The organism is Thermococcus sp. JCM 11816, assembly GCF_055396515.1.
In genome coordinates this window covers 1,253,731-1,270,723 of the sequence record NZ_AP043741.1, presented here as the reverse complement: position 1 = coordinate 1,270,723, position 16,993 = coordinate 1,253,731, and the positions used below count along the sequence as shown (strand labels likewise).

Here is a 16,993-nt window from a genome sequence, read left to right as displayed (position 1 = left end):
GGAGGTGGTAGTTTGCCGTTCATAGTGGCGTTCCTCTTCGCCTACATCGTGTGGCTGGTCTTAACAGCGGGAAGCAACGGACTGCTGTGGAGCACGGAAGAGCTAGTGGCTGGACTGATATTCGCGGCAATAATCGGCTATGCGACGAAGGACGTGGTAGGTGAGAACTCAACGCGCTTCCTGAACCCTGTGAAATGGCTCGGCTTCATAGCATATGCACCGGTTCTCTTCTGGGGCATGGTGAAGGCCAACTTCGACGTCGCTTACAGGGTCATAACGGGGAAGATAAGGCCGGGGATAGTCCGCGTCCCAGTTGACCTCAACAACGACGCCCAGTACACAATTCTCAGCAACTCGATCACACTCACCCCTGGAACCCTGACAGTTGAAGCCGATCCGGAAGAAAAGGCGCTCTACGTTCACTGGATCAACGTGCCGGAGGGCCTTGAGAGGCCCGAAAGCTCGGAGCCGGTTGCTGGGCCCTTCGAAAAATGGGCCAGGAGGCTGGGAAGATGATGGCATTCTTCTATGCGATGGTTCTCGTTGGGATAGCGGGTTTAATCTCGGTGCTGAGGCTCATACTCGGGCCAACGGTTCCCGACAGAGTAGTCGGCGTTGACACCCTCAACACGCTCGTCGTCGCGGGCATGGTTCTCCTCGGAGCGGCCTACGACAGGACGATCTACATCGACATCGCGATAGTGTACGCCCTTCTGAGCTACATAGGCACGCTCGTGATAGCGAAGTACCTCCAGGGGGGATTGGCATGAACTACGTTGAAGTGCTCATCTACGTCTTCCTCGGAATAAGCGTGACCTTCAACCTCCTCGGAAGCTTCGCGCTCCTCCGCTTCCCCGACGTTTACACAAGGCTCCACGGCGCCACCAAGTGCACGACCTTCGGGACTATCTTTGCCGTCTTTGCCGTCGTCACCCACGCCCTCTACCAGCTCCACAGGACAGGGGACTCCAAGTATCTCCAGATGGCCCTCCACAGCTTCATTGCCCTCATAGCGCTCCTACTCACGAACCCGACGGGAGCTCACGCGATAGCCAAAGCGGCACACCTCAGCGGAGTCAAGCCGGTTAGAGCGGTTGTTGATGCCTACGAGGAGAAGCTCGGGGGTGGTTCCGAATGAACGCCGTTGACCTTGATATGCTCATCCAGGCCATAATCCTCGTCGGAGTGCTGATCACGGCCTATCTTACGATACGCTACCGCGACCTTCTGTCGGCGGCTTTGGCCTCGGCAGCGATGAGCCTCTTGCTCAGCCTTGAGTTCTACACCCTGCACGCGCCGGACGTTGCCATAGCCGAGGCTGCCGTCGGAGCGGGCGTTGTTACGGCCGTTGTTGTTTACGGCATCGCGAAGACGGAAAGGTGGGAGCGTGAGGTGCCATGAAGAGAACCTTAGCTTATCTGTCGCTCCTGTTCATACTCGGTGCGCTCCTCTACATAGCGAACCCCAACTACGGCCTCAAGTTCGGGCCCGGCGGAGAAGACTGGCTGAAGTACCGCTACACCGACAACTACTACATCGAGCACGGCGTTGAGGAAGTCGGCGGAACGAACATCGTTACCGACATCGTGTTCGACTACCGTGGCTACGATACCCTTGGAGAGGCTACCGTTCTCTTCACCGCCATAGCCGGTGCAGTTGCCCTTCTAAGACCCTGGAGGAGGGATGAGGAATGAACGACTCCGACATGGGTGTTATCGTCAGGACTGCTGCGAGGGCTACGATACCGCTCATCGGAATATTCGGGGCCTACGTTGTCATGCACGGCCACCTCACACCGGGTGGCGGCTTTCAGGGAGGAGCCACCATAGCAGGAGCCGGAATCCTGTTCCTGATAGCATTTGGATTAGGCGAGATGAAAAAGCGCTACAACAAGCACCTTTACTCTGCCCTCGAAGGCCTCGGCGGCCTCGTCTTCCTCGGTGCGGCGATGCTGGGTATAGGAACGGCCTTCTTCTACAATACCCTCTGGCACAACGGCCCGTTCTTCAACGGAAAGCCTGGAACGCTGCTTTCCGCTGGATTCCTGCCGATAATGAACCTCGCAGTCGGACTGAAGGTCTTCACGGGACTTGTTAGTGCCCTAACTGCCATAGCCCTCTGGAGGAGGTGGAAGTCTTGATTCAGTTCCAGTTCATAGTTGCGTTCCTCATGATAGCCCTCGGAATCTACGCGTTCCTCGCGAAGAGGAACCTGCTCAAGCTCGTGTTGGCGCTCAACATAATAGACGCTGGAATTCACCTGCTCCTCATCAGCCTCGGCTACAGAATGGAGCTCAACGAAGTCCCGACCGCCCCAATTTACACCGGGTACGAGACGCTCAAAAGCCCGATGGTCGGCCCGCTGCCGCAGGCGCTCGTCCTCACGAGCATAGTCATCGGCGTCTGTGTGCTTTCCCTAGCCGTTGCCCTGACGATAAACGCCTACCGCCACTACGGAACCCTTGACGTGAGAGCCCTGAGGAGGTTGAGGGGATGAACGGCGAGACGATCTTACCCTACCTGATTATCGTCCCGCTCTTCGGAGCATTCTCAATGCCGATAATCAGTCTGGCAGGAAGGAAAGCCAGAGAGGCATGGACGGTCATTATCTCTGGAATAACCCTAATCATTGGCTCCGCGGTCTTCTATTCAGTCTACGAAAACGGCCCGATACTTTACACCCTCGGCGCTAAGAGCCCGTTCGGCAAAGCGAATTTCCCGGTCAGGATAGTCTGGGAGGTTGACCTGCTCTCAGCTTTAATGGTGCTCATGGTGACCCTCGTCGCGTTCCTTGCCGTTGTCTACTCGCTCGGCTACATGAAGCACGACACGGGTCTGGACAAGTACTACACCCTCATCCTGATCCTCGAACTAGGAATGCTCGGCATAGCGATAACCGGCGACCTCTTCAACTTCTACGTCTTCCTGGAAATAATGAGCATAGCCAGCTACGCCCTCGTCGCCTTCAGGAACGACACCTGGGAGGGCATCGAGGCGGGCATAAAGTACATGTTCGTCGGCTCGATAGCGAGCTCGCTCGTCCTCCTCGGGATAGCACTCCTCTACGGCCAGTACGGGACGCTGACTATGGGCTACCTCGCGATCAAGCTGTCTCAGAACCCGAGCGTTGTTGCCAAGGTGGCTTTAGCCTTCTTCATAGCGGGTCTGCTCTTCAAGAGTGGTGCTTCTCCTGTTCACATGTGGCTGGCCGATGCCCACCCAGCAGCACCGAGCTCAATCTCGGCCATGCTTTCAGGCCTGGTCATCAAGATAGGCGGTGTCTACGCCCTGGCGAGGATACTCTTCAGCATCTACGGGGCGAGCGTCAGCATGAAGACCGTCGGCTGGGTGATCATAATCTTCGCCTGCATAACCCTCATAGTAGGCAACGCGATGGCGGTAATACAGACCGATATGAAGCGCCTTCTGGCCTACTCCTCCGTCGGGCAGATAGGTTACATCCTCCTCGGCCTCGGAATAGGTTTGGCAGCCTACGGAAGCAGAACTGGAGATATTGCCCTCGCTGGAGCGATATATCACACCTTCAACCACGCCCTCATGAAGGCGCTCCTCTTCCTCATAGCTGGAGCGGTTATACACGAGCTCGGAACGAGGAACCTCAACGAACTGAGCGGTTTGGCCAGGACAATGCCGAAAACAACGTTCGCCTTCCTCATCGGAGCGGCCGCGATAATCGGAATGCCGCCGCTGAACGGATTCGCGAGCAAGTGGCTCATCTACGAGAGTTCTGCGATCTTCAACCCGGTTCTCGGTGCAATAGCGATAATTGGAACTGCATTCTGTACGGCGGCCTACGTCAGGGTTCTCTACACCTTCTTCGGAAGGCCGAGCGAGAAGGTCATGAACGCCAGAGACCCGGAGGCGAGCATGCTCTGGCCGATGATAATCCTGGCTTTGGCAATAATCATCATGGGACTCTTCCCGTGGCAGATAAGCGACAAAGTCATGATTCCAGCGGCTAAGGCCCTCGAAAACCAGCTCGGATACATAGCAACACTGATGGGGGGTGCCTGAAATGTTCGGTTATTGGGATGCCATTTACTTCGTCTTCGTCTTTATCATCGGCCTCATCCTGGCTTATCTCCTCGACAAGTGGGCGAAGAGAAGCGGAATGGGAACGAGGGAAACCGGAGATGGGACGAAGATATTCATCAGCGGCGAAGATCCGGACAGGATAATTCCCGGCTTCGAGCACCTGGAGGGCCACTACACGGGAAGAAACGTCATGTGGGGCCTAACCTACGCCCTCAAGAACTTCTTCACTGTGCTCAGGAGGGATCACACAGGCCTGCTCACTGACTACGCGAGCTACCTGGTGATAACGACGGCCTTCGTGCTCGGCGTTTTGTTAATCTGGGGGTGAATGATGATGGAGCACATTGATGAGGTTCGCATTCACTTCCCGTCCGAAGGACGGACTAAACGTGCGAACAGTGAGAATAGTGCCAGTACGAGCCACCCCCTCTGGAAAGAAGAAGGTTTTGGGAGTGAAAATGTTTCCGCGAGCGCTTTGCGAAGCAAAGGGCTCATATGGGGGTGAGGTAAGATGGCGATAACAGTTCCCGCCAACCAAAACGGGCAGAAATCAAATCCATCGGAGCGCGAGAGGCTCGAAAAGAGAATAGCCCAGCTCTGCAGGTTCCTTGGAAAGTCGCCCTGGGTATTCCACGTAAACAGCGGCTCGTGCAACGGCTGCGACATCGAGATAATAGCCGCTCTAACACCGCGCTACGACGCTGAGCGCTTTGGAGTCAAGCTCGTCGGCAGCCCAAGGCACGCAGATATACTGGTCGTTACGGGCCCCGTGACCAACCAGAGCCTTGAGAGGGTTAAACTCGTCTACGAGCAGACACCAGACCCAAAGATAGTCATAGCCGTTGGAGCATGCCCAACCGGTGGAAGCGTCTTCTACGAGAGCCCGTTCACAAACGCCCCGCTGGACAGGGTTATCCCCGTGGACGTTTATGTTCCCGGCTGCCCGCCGAGGCCTGAGGCCATTCTACACGGCGTCGTTCTTGCCCTGGAGAAGCTCGCCAGGATGATTAAGGGGGAGGTTCCAGAGGAGGTGGGAGAATGAGTGAAGCTAATCCCATTACCGAGGTTAACGAAGTCAAAGAACCGACAAAGGCGGAGGATGTTGCAAGGAAAATAGCCGAGCGCTTCCCGAGCGCGAGCGTTGAGGTGAAGACCAACAAGTGGGGCAGACAGAGGGTCTGGGTGAGGGTTCCGAGGGAGGACTACAAGGCTTTGATGAGTTTCATCAAGGGGCTCGACCCAGAGGCCCACTACTCGATAGGAATAGAGCAGGACTGGGGAGAAGAGCTGGGCTTTCTCAGCCACATCCTTATCCACTACAGGGACGCTCCTGCGGTTTCACTCATCGTGGACGTCCACGCACCAAAGGACGACCCGGTGCTCCCAGATATCAGCGACGTCTTCCCGATAGCGCTCCAGTTCGAGAGGGAAGGCATGGAGATGGTCGGGCTTGACTTCGAGGGTGCCCCCGACAAGAGGAGGCTATTCCTTCCAGATGACTTCCCAGAGGGCATCTACCCGCTCCGCCTCGACGATAAGGGCATTTCAGAGGAGATGGTCAAGAACGCTGGTCATCCATACTTGTTAGGGGGTGCAAAGAAATGATGCCCGTTAGTGAGGTTCACGCTCACCCGCCGTCAGGCATTTTCAGTGAGGTGAACAGTATAGAGAAAGCGAGTAGTGGGGCACCCAAAGGGATAAACTGGCCCGTTTTGGGAGTTAAAGCTTTTCCGCCAGCGCTTGCGCAAGCAAGGGCTGTGATGGTGAAGAACGCGGGTCATCCGTACCTGATGAAGAAGGGAGGGGATTCAAAATGACCGAAAAAGTCGAGTACTGGGTCAAGATACCCTTCGGTCCAATTCATCCAGGCCTTGAAGAGCCCGAGAAGTTCATACTCACCCTAGACGGCGAGAGGATAGTTGACGTTGACGTCAAGCTCGGTTACAACCTTCGCGGAATCCAATGGATAGCCCTCAGGAGAAACTACATCCAAATAATGTACCTCGCCGAGAGGATGTGCGGAATCTGCTCCTTCTCTCACAACCACACCTACACGAGGGCCGTTGAGGAGGCTGGAGGCATAGAGGTGCCCGAGAGGGCCGAGTACATCCGCGTAATCATCGGCGAACTCGAGAGGATTCACTCCCACCTCCTCAACCTCGGCGTTCTTGCCCACGACATAGGCTACGACACCCTGCTTCACCTCACCTGGCTGGCAAGGGAGAAGGTTATGGACACCCTTGAGGCCGTCTCAGGAAACCGCGTTAACTACTCGATGGTGACGATAGGCGGCGTCAGGAGGGACATCGACGAGAAGAAGAGAAGGATCATCGAGGAGATGATAAAGTACTACAGGGAAGTCTTCCCGCAGATAGAGGAGGCTTTCCTCCACGATCCAACGATAGAGGCCCGTTTCAGGGACACAGCAGTGATAAGCAAGCGCGTTGCCCTGGAGCAGGGAGCCGTTGGCCCAACGGGAAGGGGGAGCGGAATCAGGGACGACGCCCGCTGGAGCGAGGGGCTTGGGGTTTATCCGGACCTCGGCATAAAGCCGGTCATGCCGCAGGATGTAACGGGAGAGAGGCCGAGGGGGGACGTCTTCGACAGGATGGCCGTCAGGATAGGGGAGCTCTGGCAGAGCCTTGAGCTCATAGAGCACGCCCTCGATGCGATGCCCGACGGGCCGATAAAGACCTTCCCGAAGGACAACGTCCTCTACGCCAAGCTGAGGCTGATGGTTGACGGTGAGGGAATAGGCAGGTACGAGGCGCCGAGAGGAGAGTTGGTGCACTACGTCCGCGGAAAGAAGGGAAGCGATAAGCCGCTCCGCTGGAAGCCGAGAGAGCCGACGTTCCCGAACCTCTTCGCGGTTGCCAGGGGAGTCATCGGCGACCAGGTGGCGGACTTTGTGGTTGCGGTTGCTTCAATAGACCCGTGCCTGAGCTGTACCGACAGGGTTGCCGTTGTGCAGGACGGGAAGAAGAAAATCCTGACCGAGAAGGACCTCCTGAGGGAGTCGATAAAGAGGACGCGCGAGATCAACCCGGAGATCAAGGGAGACCCGAGCCCGCTTGGTGTTGGCTGTGTGAGGTGATAGCATGGACGTGGTAAGCAACGTGGTTTACCCAATCGCGGGCCTGCTCGGCCTCTACGCCTTCGTCTCACTCGCTTCACTCGTCTGGGAGGGAATAGACAGGAAGTTAGTGGCCAGAATGCAGAGGAGAATCGGTCCCCCTATACTCCAGCCGATCTACGACTTCCTCAAGTTGGCGAGCAAAGAAACTATAATACCGAACACCGCGAACTACATGTTCAGGGCCGCTCCTGTTCTGGCCTTAGCCACCGCTATAGCTCTCCTCGCCTACACGCCGATGGGCTTCACGCCGATTCTGGCGAGCAAGGGAGACGTCATCGTCTTCATCTACCTCTTAACCCTCATCAGCTTCTTCAAGATGCTCGGCGCAATAAGCTCGGGGAACCCGTACGCCAAGATAGGTGCAGCGAGGGAAGCGACGATAATGGTCTCAAGGGAACCAGCCATGATGCTGGCGATATTCACCATAATGTGGCGCATTGGAAAGCTAGGCGTTGACAAGCCCTTCAGTATGGGGACGTTCTATCAGCACAACATATGGGAGATAGGGACTCCGATGAGTTTCGTTGGGGCAGTTATACTCCTCTACGTCTTCGCCGTTTGGCTGGCGAGCGAGATAGAGGTCGGGTTCTTCAACATACCCGATGCCGAGGAAGAGATAGCGGAGGGACTCCTCGTCGAGTACAGCGGAAGGTACCTGGCACTCCTCAAGCTGACGCACTCGATAAAGGCCTTCATCTCAGCGTCGCTCGTTGTCGCGATATTCTTCCCGTGGGGAATCTCGGGCTACTTCGGGCTGAGTGGCCTCTCAGCGAACGTCGTTGACCTGCTCTTCCACACGCTTAAGGTGTTCTTGGTTCTCTTCATTGTCCAGAGTGTCTTTAGGGCAGTAACGGGAAGGCTGAAGATAACGCAGGCCGTTGACTTCCTCTGGAAGAACGTCTTCCTGGCCTCGCTGATCGGCTCGCTCCTCATAGCGATGGAGGTGATAATGTGAAGGCCCCAATCCTCGTCCCAGTGGTGCTCAGAAACCTCTTCAAGAAGCCGGCGACAAACCGCTTCCCGCAGACGGAGCCGGTTCCGATTCCCGAGGACTTCAGGGGAATGATAGCCTACAACGTGGACAAGTGCGTCGGCTGCAGGATGTGCGTCAATGTCTGTCCAGCTGGGGTCTTCGTTTACCTGCCGGAGATAAGGAAGGTGGCCCTCTGGACAGCTCGCTGTGTCTACTGCGGCCAGTGCGTTGACGTCTGTCCTACAGGGGCGCTCCAGCTCAGCAAGGACTTCCTGCTGGCCAGCTACGACAACCACGACGACAGGTTTATCCCTCTGAAGCCTGAAAAAGTCGAGGAGATAAAGAGGAAGCTGGAAGAGCAGAAGAAGGCCAAAGAGGCCGCGAAGAAGGAGAAGGAAGGGAAGGCATGATTACGCCGTCACCTTTACTTTTATTCCATACTGTTCAACGCTGAAGCCCATGAGCTCAGCCTCGCCCTTGAGCCTCTGGTAATGGGCCCACTCTACGTTGGCAAGGTATTGGTAGACCTTTCTGGCCTCCTCGTTCTCCGTTATTGAGGCGAGATGTCTGTACAGCTCCATCGCAACGAGCTCGGTCTCCATCGCTATTGCGAGAACTTTGGGTATGTTCTCCGGGTCTTCAAAGGCCTTTGAGAGAACCTCCGCTTCAATGTACGGCAGGTCAACTTTTTTCGGTTCTTCACCGTAGGTTTTAACGTATATCCTCTTCAGAGTGTCCCCGTGCTCCTCAGATTCCTTGGCCAGCTTCCTGAAGGCAGAGAGGAGACCGGGCGGAAGCCTAAGCTCCTCAGCTTTTTTCGCGAGCCCCCAGTAAATCCTGGCCTCCTCATATTCGCCCCAGATCCAGTAGGAGAGGATTTCGCGCTCGGAGAGCCCAAGCAACATATCTTTGAACCTTTCCAGAGTCTCTTCAAGGTCTTCCATTGACGATACCCCCTGCCAGCTTTTTCAGGGACTCATAGTGTCCCCTCTCAACGTCCGCCAGCGTGAGATAAACCCTTTTGAGCTCCTCCTTTTTGCACTCCTCCGCGAGCTTTCTGTATATCGTCTCGGCCAGCTTCTCGCTCTCCATCGCTATCTCCAAAACGTCCTTCAAATCCTCGACCTTCCAGAACTTGCCGAGGACGTTGAGGGATTCAACGTTCGGAACGTTCACCTCGACCAGCTCGTCCCCGTAGTTCTGGCGGTAGATTTTGTAGAGCTCGTCGCCGTGCCCCTTTGACTCGTCACCGAGCCTCTTGAAAGTGTTGACAACTTCCTCTGGCAGTCCAAGCTCCTTAGCACGCTCGGCGAGCTTCCAGTACGTTTCAGCCTCTTCGTATTCACCTTTAATCCAGTAGCTTAACAGCTCCCTCTCGTCCAGCTTCCTTATCTCGTTAAGGATCTCCACGACCATTTCAATCACCCAGCTTTTCGTATTCCGCCTTCAGGGCCTCGTAATGGGTCCTCTCAACCTCAGCGAGTTTGAGGTAGAGTTCCTTCAGCCGTTCATCTTCCACCTTCTCGGCGAGAAGCTTGTAAACCTTATGGGCGGTCAGCTCGCTCTCCATCGCAGCCTCAAGGACTTCTTTTATCTGGTCTGCCCTCTCGAACTTGTTGAGAACTGATAGAACTTCTACCGGCGGTATGTCAGTCTTCGGCTCCCTTGAAAAGCTCTCCTTGAAGATTTTCGTCAGCTCCTCGGCGTGCCTCTGGGAGTCTTTTGAGAGCTTTTCAAAGACCTTGACAATACTCTCCCCAAGACCGAGCGCCCTTGCTCTCTCGGCGAGCTCCTTGTAGAGCTTTGCCTCTTCCCTCTCCCCACTTATCCAGTAGGCTAAGGCCTCTTCGTAGCTCAGCTTTGAGAGCATCTCAATGACCTCATCAACGTCCATCATTTTGACCACAGTGGGAAAACGGTGCCCACCCTAATAAGCCTATTCCTCTACCTCGAAGCGGAGAAGCTCCCCACGCCTGAGAACTCCCACTCCAGCTTTCTTCCCGAGGACTTCAACGATGACGGTGTAGTCTGGATCACTCAGATTCACCGGCAGGTTATAGCGCTCGACTATGAGCGAGCCGAGCTTTATCTCAAGCTCCCGCTGGGAGAGTTTTTTGTTTCCCCTGACCTTTGCCCTCACCGCAAAGCTACCCTGGATTCTCTCAGCGAGGTTTAGTACTGCATCCGCTATCTCGTCAAAGGAGGCCCTCACAAGGACTTCCAGCGGCACAACCCTTTGGATTGCCTGCGTTTCAAAATCTTTGAGCCTTCGAAGCGCTTCTTCCTTTGATAGGGGAGTTTCAGCGAGCAGGACACCCCTCCAATCGGTTCCATGGACCTTAACCTTTTCAAGCGCCCACTCCAGCTCGAGTATTGCATCGCCTTCCCTTCCCTGCGGGCATGTTACTAGGAGAATCATATCAGCTCACCGATGGACAGGTTTTTATATTCCGAAGGACATTCTAAATCGGTGAGGTGAAATGGAAAGGGATGGCCTTAAGTTTTACCCTTCTCATTCATATGACGTTTATGGTCTCTCTCACAACCCGTTTGAGCAGCTCGCAAGCGAAGGAATAGCCGACGTTGAGAGCATTCACGTCTACCAGGAAGTTGATATGCGCCTCCAGATGATAATCTCGGAGGTAATTGGCAATAAAAGCTCGATAGCCCTCAGCATAGTCGGCCCCCTTGGAATGGGAAAGACCCAGAGGCTCAAGAACATAGCCAAGGCCATCGAGGACAACGGCGGAAAGGCCATTTACGTCAAGGTTGACACCAATGACATCTTGAAGCTCACGCGCGACATCTTCTATGCCCTTAAGCCGCCGAGGAGCAGGACGAACATCTTCCTTGAGAACCTCTCGAGGAAGTTAGGCTTCATAGACAGACTTGAAAAGATGCTGAGCGACCCGAACGAGTACAAGAGCAGGGACATTGCGGAGCTTCTGGTTGAGCAACTCAAAAAGTACCCCTACTCCGCTCTCCTTTTGGATGAGCTCGAGAACATGCAGGGAGCGGGAGAGAGGGAGAAGATACAGTTCTTTGAGATGCTGAGGCACGTGATAAGCACGATGCCGCCAGGGTGTATAGTGGCCTTCGCCTGCATCCCGGAGGCGTACGAGGAGTACACGAAGATATTCCCAGCGTTCTTCATGAGGCTCCACTACGAGTTCAAGCTGAGGCCGATGAGCGTCGAGGAGACATTTGAACTTGTCAAGAAAAGGCTCAACAAGGCGAGAGTGAAGGACACGGACGACCCGATCTATCCGTTCACGGAGGAGGCGATCAAGCTCATCCACGATCTGGCGAGGGGCAACCCTAGGCAGATTTTAAGGCTCCTCCACTACGTCCTGAGCGAAGCGGCGAAGCACAAGTTCGACCCCATAGACGACTACGTGGTGACGACCATCCTCGAAGAGCCGAAGAGCCTTGAGGAGTACCTGATGAGGATTCCAAAGGACTACAAGGACCTCGTTGAGGCGGTGGTTTTTGAGTTCAAAGGAGGCCCTGTGAGTTATATTCAAGTGGCCAAAGCGGTCAAGAAGCCGGGCATGCAGGTTTATGAGAGCCTCAACGAGCTCGTGAGGCTTGGCTTTCTCGTTGGAGACCCGAACGGCAGCTACAAGGTTCCTGACTATGTCAGAAAGTTTTTAGAAGAGGGACAGGCCGAAAAGCTGAGGGGTGAGTGAATGCCGAACTACGATGTCCACGTCCTCAGCGGGATAGTTACCTATCCGGTGGCCGTCCTCGTAGGTTTCCTTCTCAAAGTCTATCTGGGGGTTCCGCTTGAACTCACGTCAACGGCCATGGTACTTGGCTATGCCTTCTACGTCCTTGGGAGCGATCTCCCTGACCTAGACCACCCCGATGCCCTTATACACAGGGGTGCAAAGCCCATAGCCAGCGTTGCAGTCGGAAGCGCTGTTTACTTATGGGCAAGCGGATGGGTAAATCTCAGCCCAGAATGGGCCTCAGTTGTCGCGGCCTGGGTGATCGGAGCCGTTGGGGCTTTGGTTGGATGGTACGCCTTCACCTGGCTGATGCCGCACCATAGGGGGATCGTCCACTCTCTCCTCTTCGCGGCCGTTTACGGTCTGTTGGCCTTCCTGCTCGTTGAATACGGGCTTAGAATGAGCACTGGGGAAGCTATCTATGTGGGACTGTCCGCGTTCCTGGGCTACACCCTGCACTTACTCCTCGACGGTTCCCTGAAACTCGTCTGAATTTTCGTTTTTCAGTTCACACTTTTGTGGAACAAGGCTTTTAAATTGTCCACTTTAGTGGATGGCGGAGGTGAGTAAAAATGTTCAGCCTTGGAGGATTCTCGCGCGGTGGGGAGTACGAGAAGAAGACCTGGGACGTTCTCATCATTGGAGCAGGGCCAGCTGGGTTCACAGCGGCTATTTACGCCGCCCGCTACGGCCTTGAGACACTGATCATAAGCAAAGACCTCGGCGGAAACATGGCCTTGACCGATCTTATAGAGAACTACCCCGGCTTCCCAGAGGGGATCAGCGGTTCAGAGCTGACCAACAGGATGCACGAGCAGGTGAAGAAGCTCGGCGTTGACGTTATCTTTGATGAGGTGGTGAGGATCGATCCAGCGGAGTGCGCCTACTACGAGGGGCCGTGCAAGTTTACGGTGAAGACCGCCAACGGGAAGGAATACAAAGCCAGGACGATTATCATTGCCGTCGGTGCCGCACCGAGGAAGCTGAGGGTTCCCGGTGAGGAAGAGCTTACGGGAAAGGGCGTTTCTTACTGTGCAACCTGCGACGGCCCGCTCTTCAAGGGCAAGAAGGTCATAGTAGTCGGCGGTGGAAACACAGCCCTCCAGGAGGCCCTCTACCTCAAGAGCATCGGCGTTGACGTTACCCTCGTCCACAGGAGGCAGCAGTTTAGAGCCGACAAGATACTCCAGGACAGGTTCAAGGAGAGCGGCATTCCAGCGATACTCGACACGGTAGTTACTGAGATCATCGGAAAGGACAAGGTTGAGGGAGTTAAGCTGAAGAACGTCAAGACGGGAGAAGAGACCGAGATGAAGGTCGACGGCGTGTTCATTTTCATAGGCTACGAGCCGAAGACCGACTTCGTGAAGCACCTCGGCATAACCGACGAGTACGGCTACATCCCGGTCGACATGTACATGCGCACCAAGGTTCCGGGCATCTTCGCCGCTGGAGACATAACAAACGTCTTCAAGCAGATAGCGGTGGCGGTCGGCCAGGGTGCAATAGCAGCTAACTCTGCAAAGGAGTTCATCGAGGAGTGGAAGAATAAGAACAGCGAGTGATCTTACTGTTTCTTTTTCTTACTTCTCAAATGCTTGCTTCGTTTAGCTCGGGATATTTCTCGAAAAATTTTCGGTCAAAAATGTTCATTGATGAACACAGGCTTATATAGGGGAAGGACAACGTTCTTCCGGTGATGCGCATGGTGGTTAGACCGAACGTTAAGGAACTCCCGGGGCCCAAGGCCAAGGAGGTTATTGAGAGGAACTTCAAGTATCTGGCCATGACAACCCAGGACCCAGAGAACCTCCCGATAGTCATCGAGCGCGGTGAGGGTATAAGGGTCTATGACGTTGACGGAAACGTCTTCTACGACTTCGCGAGCGGCGTTGGTGTCATAAACGTCGGCCACTCCCACCCGAGGGTCGTCGAGGCCATAAAGAAGCAGGCCGAGAAGTTCACCCACTACTCACTGACCGACTTCTTCTATGAGAACGCGATAATCCTCGCCGAGAAGCTCATCGAGCTGGCCCCCGGTGACATCGAGAGGAAGGTCGTCTACGGCAACAGCGGTGCCGAGGCCAACGAAGCTGCCATGAAGCTCGTCAAGTACGGAACCGGAAGGAAGCAGTTCTTAGCGTTCTACCACGCCTTCCACGGAAGGACGCAGGCGGTTCTCAGCCTCACCGCGAGCAAGTGGGTCCAGCAGGATGGCTTCTTCCCGACCATGCCGGGCGTTACCCACATCCCCTACCCGAACCCCTACAGGAACACCTGGGGCATTGACGGTTACGAAGAACCCGACGAGCTAACCAACAGGGTTCTCGACTTCATCGAGGAGTACGTCTTCAGGCACGTTCCGCCGCACGAGATTGGAGCTATCTTCTTCGAGCCGATACAGGGTGAGGGCGGCTACGTTGTCCCGCCGAAGGGCTTCTTCAAGGCCCTCAAGAAGTTCGCCGACGAGTACGGAATACTCCTCGCCGATGATGAAGTTCAGATGGGCATAGGAAGAACCGGAAAGTTCTGGGCTATCGAGCACTTCGGCGTTGAACCTGACCTCATCCAGTTCGGAAAGGCCATTGGCGGTGGTCTCCCGCTGGCTGGCGTTATTCACAGGGCGGACATAACCTTTGACAAGCCCGGCAGGCACGCGACGACCTTCGGAGGAAACCCGGTTGCCATTGCCGCTGGAATAGAGGTCGTCGAGATCGTCAAGGAGCTCCTCCCGCACGTCCAGGAGGTCGGAGACTACCTCCACAAGTACCTTGAGGAGTTCAAGGAGAAGTACGAGGTCATCGGCGATGCCAGGGGTCTCGGTCTTGCTCAGGCAGTCGAGATCGTCAAGAGCAAAGAAACTAAGGAGAAGTACCCCGAGCTGAGGGACAGGATCGTCAAGGAGTCAGCCAAGCGCGGTCTCGTCCTCCTCGGATGCGGCGACAACAGCATCCGCTTCATACCGCCGCTCATCGTCACCAAGGAAGAGATCGACGTTGCCATGGAGATATTCGAGGAGGCCCTCAAAGCTGCTCTGAAGTGAAAGCTTTTAACTTCCCCCTATTTTTTATTCTGGTGATGCAAGATGACGGATATAATAAGCGAGCTTGCCCACTACACACCCTACGTTTTCCTCTTAGCCATAGTGGTGTTTCTGGCTTACATCTGGGTTAACAGGGAGAAGTTCAAGAGCGTTAACACAATAGCCATAGCCGGCATTGCTGCCGCGCTCGTTGCCGTGGCAACCTATGTTATCAAGATTCCGACGCCGGCAACCAGTGGCTACATAAACCTCGGAGACACCATGGTCATGTTCACGGCGATGCTCTTTGGTCCTGTTATTGGAGCGTTTGCAGGTGGCGTCGGTTCAGCACTCGGTGACGTCATTAGTGGCTATCCTGGATGGGCTCCTATAACCTTGGTCGTCAAGGGCATTGAGGGACTTGTGGTGGGATATGTGGCGAAGAGAATGCAGGGGAACTCAGGGCTCATCGTTGGTGGAACAATAGGCGGGCTCCTGATGGTCACAGGTTACTTCCTCTTTGAGGCCTACGCCTTCGGAGTTCCGGCCGCGCTTGAAGAAGTACCGGGGAATCTCCTTCAGGCGGTTACGGGAATTATCGTAGGAACACTGCTCACGAACGCAATAAAAAAGAGATATCCAGAAGTGGAGGCACTAATTTAGACGTCGAGGTTTTTAATCTCGTTCCACACTTCCTTTTCTTCGATTATGGGTTCAACGGAAACTCTTCTTGATGCCTTCTTTATCTGGCCCAGATAGTTGGAGTCTGCTATGACTGCATCATAGCCAAGCTCCTCAATTCTGTATATTTTGAGGTTTATCTGCTTCAGTGCATCTTTTGAGTACTCTATGAACTGCGGGCCCGCCAGCATTATGTTGGGATTCATTCCTTCGGATCTTAACTCCTCTATTACTCTCCTTATCACTTCGAGTATCTCACTCATCTGGAGCACCCTCTACTATTTTTACTCCACTTGAGGTTCCAATCCTGTTGGCTCCTGCCTCTATCATCTCAAGAGCCTGCTCATACGTCCTTATCCCGCCAGATGCTTTAACGCCCATCTCGGGCCCAACTACCTTTCTCATCAGCCTGACGTCTTCAACAGTCGCTCCTCCTGTTCCGAAGCCGGTCGAGGTCTTAACGAAGTCGGCGCCGGCCTCCTTCGCCAGCTCGCAGGCCTTAACTTTCTCTTCCTCAGTTAGATAGCAGGTCTCGATGATTACCTTTACCTTGGCCCCTCTCTCGTGGGCGACTTTGACAACTTCCGCTATGTCGTTCTTTACGTACTCGTAGTCCTTATCCTTGAGGGCGCCGATGTTTATCACCATGTCGAGCTCATCTGCGCCATCTTCAAGGGCCCTCTTTGCCTCGAAGACCTTGACCTCCGTTGGGGTTGCTCCCAACGGAAAGCCTATGACGCTCGCAACCTTAACGTTGGCGTTCTTCTCTCTCAGGTAATCTTTGGCGAGTTTGACTCTGTAAGGATTGACACAGACCGCGTAGAAACCGTACTCAATGGCTTCATCGCAGAGCTTTATTATGTCCTCCTTGGTGGCATAGGGCTTCAGGTTCGTGTGGTCAATATATCGTGCAATCTCCCTCTTGTTCATCTTACATCCCTGCTTAAAGTTAGGTTCATTACAGTATTTAGGATTTTTCCCGCTAAAAATGAGTACTCCATCATCAAAAATGCGTAGTTCCGGAAGATTATAACAAATTCCTCCTAAGCACCCTTAGAAATCTGTTTGAGACATCTTCGTCGCCCAAATTAGGCTCGATCTCCCCCTTAACGATCATTTCCAGTACTTCAACTGCGTTGTCCCAGTTCTCTTCCAACGTTTCTCCTTTGGGTATGGGGTTCCTGAGGACGTACCAGCGGGAAGTTTTTTCGTCGTACACGATTATTCTTGGGATGTAATCCAAGTCAAGGAAAGTATTGTCTAGGGTCAGCTCTATTCGAAAACCGGGTATCTCCAGGCAGCCCTCTTCTCGAAGTTGCTTTTTCCAGTTCATCTTGTTTACCCCTGATAATCAGGTGAAATTAGCATTTTAAAAATTCGTCCCCTAGATTTTGA

The 16,993-nt window shown here is 54.4% G+C and carries 27 protein-coding genes; 20 read left to right on the top strand and 7 right to left on the bottom strand.

Annotation, left to right across the window (positions count from 1 at the left end; genetic code table 11):
- Positions 1–12: 12 nt before the first annotated feature.
- From ACZ5TN_RS07225 to ACZ5TN_RS07155, 15 genes are all read left to right on the top strand, one after another.
- Positions 13–516: a monovalent cation/H+ antiporter subunit E gene (locus ACZ5TN_RS07225; RefSeq protein WP_011251030.1), complete on the top strand. Its 504-nt coding sequence runs from the start codon at positions 13–15 to the stop codon at positions 514–516.
- The gene (locus tag ACZ5TN_RS07220) at positions 516–770 is read left to right on the top strand and encodes a cation:proton antiporter (RefSeq protein ID WP_011251031.1); all 255 of its coding nucleotides are present in this window, start codon (positions 516–518) and stop codon (positions 768–770) included. Before ACZ5TN_RS07225 ends, ACZ5TN_RS07220 begins: the two co-directional genes overlap by 1 nt.
- Positions 767–1,138 carry a monovalent cation/H(+) antiporter subunit G gene (gene mnhG / locus ACZ5TN_RS07215; RefSeq protein WP_011251032.1) on the top strand — a complete coding sequence of 124 codons (372 nt, stop codon included), beginning with the start codon at positions 767–769 and terminating at the stop codon, positions 1,136–1,138. Before ACZ5TN_RS07220 ends, mnhG begins: the two co-directional genes overlap by 4 nt.
- Positions 1,135–1,401, top strand: coding sequence for a hydrogenase subunit MbhD domain-containing protein (locus tag ACZ5TN_RS07210; RefSeq protein WP_011251033.1), 267 nt, complete (start codon positions 1,135–1,137; stop codon positions 1,399–1,401). The genes mnhG and ACZ5TN_RS07210 overlap by 4 nt, the downstream gene beginning before the upstream one ends.
- Complete coding sequence (gene mbhE / locus ACZ5TN_RS07205) at positions 1,398–1,694, top strand: hydrogen gas-evolving membrane-bound hydrogenase subunit E (protein WP_011251034.1); 297 nt, start codon at positions 1,398–1,400, stop codon at positions 1,692–1,694. The genes ACZ5TN_RS07210 and mbhE overlap by 4 nt, the downstream gene beginning before the upstream one ends.
- Positions 1,691–2,140, top strand: a complete 450-nt coding sequence (locus ACZ5TN_RS07200) for a Na(+)/H(+) antiporter subunit B (protein ID WP_011251035.1) — start codon at positions 1,691–1,693, stop codon at positions 2,138–2,140. The genes mbhE and ACZ5TN_RS07200 overlap by 4 nt, the downstream gene beginning before the upstream one ends.
- Positions 2,137–2,496, top strand: coding sequence for an NADH-quinone oxidoreductase subunit K (locus ACZ5TN_RS07195; RefSeq protein ID WP_011251036.1), 360 nt, complete (start codon positions 2,137–2,139; stop codon positions 2,494–2,496). The genes ACZ5TN_RS07200 and ACZ5TN_RS07195 overlap by 4 nt, the downstream gene beginning before the upstream one ends.
- Positions 2,493–4,034, top strand: coding sequence for a proton-conducting transporter transmembrane domain-containing protein (locus ACZ5TN_RS07190; RefSeq protein ID WP_464916361.1), 1,542 nt, complete (start codon positions 2,493–2,495; stop codon positions 4,032–4,034). The genes ACZ5TN_RS07195 and ACZ5TN_RS07190 overlap by 4 nt, the downstream gene beginning before the upstream one ends.
- 1 nt (position 4,035) lies before the next feature.
- Positions 4,036–4,383, top strand: coding sequence for a hypothetical protein (locus ACZ5TN_RS07185; RefSeq protein WP_048053770.1), 348 nt, complete (start codon positions 4,036–4,038; stop codon positions 4,381–4,383).
- Positions 4,384–4,566: 183 nt separating this feature from the next.
- Positions 4,567–5,097, top strand: coding sequence for an NADH-quinone oxidoreductase subunit B family protein (locus ACZ5TN_RS07180; protein WP_011251039.1), 531 nt, complete (start codon positions 4,567–4,569; stop codon positions 5,095–5,097).
- Positions 5,094–5,660, top strand: a complete 567-nt coding sequence (locus ACZ5TN_RS07175; RefSeq protein WP_464916360.1) for an NADH-quinone oxidoreductase subunit C — start codon at positions 5,094–5,096, stop codon at positions 5,658–5,660. The genes ACZ5TN_RS07180 and ACZ5TN_RS07175 overlap by 4 nt, the downstream gene beginning before the upstream one ends.
- The gene (locus tag ACZ5TN_RS07170; RefSeq protein WP_464916359.1) at positions 5,657–5,872 is read left to right on the top strand and encodes a hypothetical protein; all 216 of its coding nucleotides are present in this window, start codon (positions 5,657–5,659) and stop codon (positions 5,870–5,872) included. Before ACZ5TN_RS07175 ends, ACZ5TN_RS07170 begins: the two co-directional genes overlap by 4 nt.
- Positions 5,869–7,149 carry a hydrogenase large subunit gene (locus ACZ5TN_RS07165; RefSeq protein ID WP_464916358.1) on the top strand — a complete coding sequence of 427 codons (1,281 nt, stop codon included), beginning with the start codon at positions 5,869–5,871 and terminating at the stop codon, positions 7,147–7,149. The genes ACZ5TN_RS07170 and ACZ5TN_RS07165 overlap by 4 nt, the downstream gene beginning before the upstream one ends.
- A gap of 4 nt (positions 7,150–7,153) precedes the next feature.
- Positions 7,154–8,146 carry a respiratory chain complex I subunit 1 family protein gene (locus ACZ5TN_RS07160; RefSeq protein ID WP_464916357.1) on the top strand — a complete coding sequence of 331 codons (993 nt, stop codon included), beginning with the start codon at positions 7,154–7,156 and terminating at the stop codon, positions 8,144–8,146.
- Complete coding sequence (locus ACZ5TN_RS07155) at positions 8,143–8,574, top strand: 4Fe-4S binding protein (RefSeq protein WP_011251043.1); 432 nt, start codon at positions 8,143–8,145, stop codon at positions 8,572–8,574. Before ACZ5TN_RS07160 ends, ACZ5TN_RS07155 begins: the two co-directional genes overlap by 4 nt.
- Here the strand turns inward: ACZ5TN_RS07155 and ACZ5TN_RS07150 are convergent, their stop codons facing one another.
- From ACZ5TN_RS07150 to ACZ5TN_RS07135, 4 genes are read right to left on the bottom strand one after another with little or no spacing between them, the layout of a single operon-like run.
- On the bottom strand, positions 8,575–9,108 hold the full coding sequence (locus ACZ5TN_RS07150; protein ID WP_011251044.1) for a ferritin-like domain-containing protein: 534 nt from the start codon (positions 9,106–9,108) through the stop codon (positions 8,575–8,577). It lies immediately after the preceding gene.
- Positions 9,095–9,580 carry a ferritin-like domain-containing protein gene (locus tag ACZ5TN_RS07145; RefSeq protein ID WP_011251045.1) on the bottom strand — a complete coding sequence of 162 codons (486 nt, stop codon included), beginning with the start codon at positions 9,578–9,580 and terminating at the stop codon, positions 9,095–9,097. The genes ACZ5TN_RS07150 and ACZ5TN_RS07145 overlap by 14 nt, the downstream gene beginning before the upstream one ends.
- A gap of 1 nt (position 9,581) precedes the next feature.
- Entirely contained in the window at positions 9,582–10,061 is a 480-nt protein-coding gene (locus ACZ5TN_RS07140; RefSeq protein ID WP_048053772.1) for a ferritin-like domain-containing protein, read from the bottom strand.
- A 39-nt stretch (positions 10,062–10,100) separates the two neighbouring features.
- A complete protein-coding gene (locus tag ACZ5TN_RS07135; RefSeq protein ID WP_464916356.1) occupies positions 10,101–10,583 on the bottom strand; it encodes a THUMP domain-containing protein in 483 nt (160 codons plus the stop codon).
- Between the two features lie 61 nt (positions 10,584–10,644).
- Between ACZ5TN_RS07135 and ACZ5TN_RS07130 the strand changes: the two genes are divergently transcribed.
- The 5 genes from ACZ5TN_RS07130 (at position 10,645) to ACZ5TN_RS07110 (ending at position 15,580) form a co-directional block, all read left to right on the top strand.
- Entirely contained in the window at positions 10,645–11,853 is a 1,209-nt protein-coding gene (locus ACZ5TN_RS07130; RefSeq protein WP_464916355.1) for a TniB family NTP-binding protein, read from the top strand.
- A complete protein-coding gene (locus ACZ5TN_RS07125) occupies positions 11,854–12,387 on the top strand; it encodes a metal-dependent hydrolase (protein ID WP_464916354.1) in 534 nt (177 codons plus the stop codon).
- An 80-nt stretch (positions 12,388–12,467) separates the two neighbouring features.
- On the top strand, positions 12,468–13,460 hold the full coding sequence (gene trxB / locus ACZ5TN_RS07120; RefSeq protein WP_464916353.1) for a thioredoxin-disulfide reductase: 993 nt from the start codon (positions 12,468–12,470) through the stop codon (positions 13,458–13,460).
- 140 nt (positions 13,461–13,600) lie between these two features.
- Positions 13,601–14,938 carry an ornithine aminotransferase gene (locus tag ACZ5TN_RS07115; RefSeq protein WP_011251051.1) on the top strand — a complete coding sequence of 446 codons (1,338 nt, stop codon included), beginning with the start codon at positions 13,601–13,603 and terminating at the stop codon, positions 14,936–14,938.
- Between the two features lie 42 nt (positions 14,939–14,980).
- The gene (locus ACZ5TN_RS07110) at positions 14,981–15,580 is read left to right on the top strand and encodes an ECF transporter S component (RefSeq protein ID WP_464916352.1); all 600 of its coding nucleotides are present in this window, start codon (positions 14,981–14,983) and stop codon (positions 15,578–15,580) included.
- Here the strand turns inward: ACZ5TN_RS07110 and ACZ5TN_RS07105 are convergent.
- From ACZ5TN_RS07105 to ACZ5TN_RS07095, 3 genes are all read right to left on the bottom strand, one after another.
- Positions 15,577–15,861, bottom strand: coding sequence for a family 4B encapsulin nanocompartment shell protein (locus tag ACZ5TN_RS07105; protein ID WP_054839569.1), 285 nt, complete (start codon positions 15,859–15,861; stop codon positions 15,577–15,579). The genes ACZ5TN_RS07110 and ACZ5TN_RS07105 overlap by 4 nt on opposite strands.
- A complete protein-coding gene (deoC, locus tag ACZ5TN_RS07100) occupies positions 15,854–16,528 on the bottom strand; it encodes a deoxyribose-phosphate aldolase (RefSeq protein WP_464916351.1) in 675 nt (224 codons plus the stop codon). The genes ACZ5TN_RS07105 and deoC overlap by 8 nt, the downstream gene beginning before the upstream one ends.
- A gap of 97 nt (positions 16,529–16,625) precedes the next feature.
- The gene (locus ACZ5TN_RS07095) at positions 16,626–16,931 is read right to left on the bottom strand and encodes a hypothetical protein (RefSeq protein WP_464916350.1); all 306 of its coding nucleotides are present in this window, start codon (positions 16,929–16,931) and stop codon (positions 16,626–16,628) included.
- Positions 16,932–16,993: the final 62 nt, after the last annotated feature.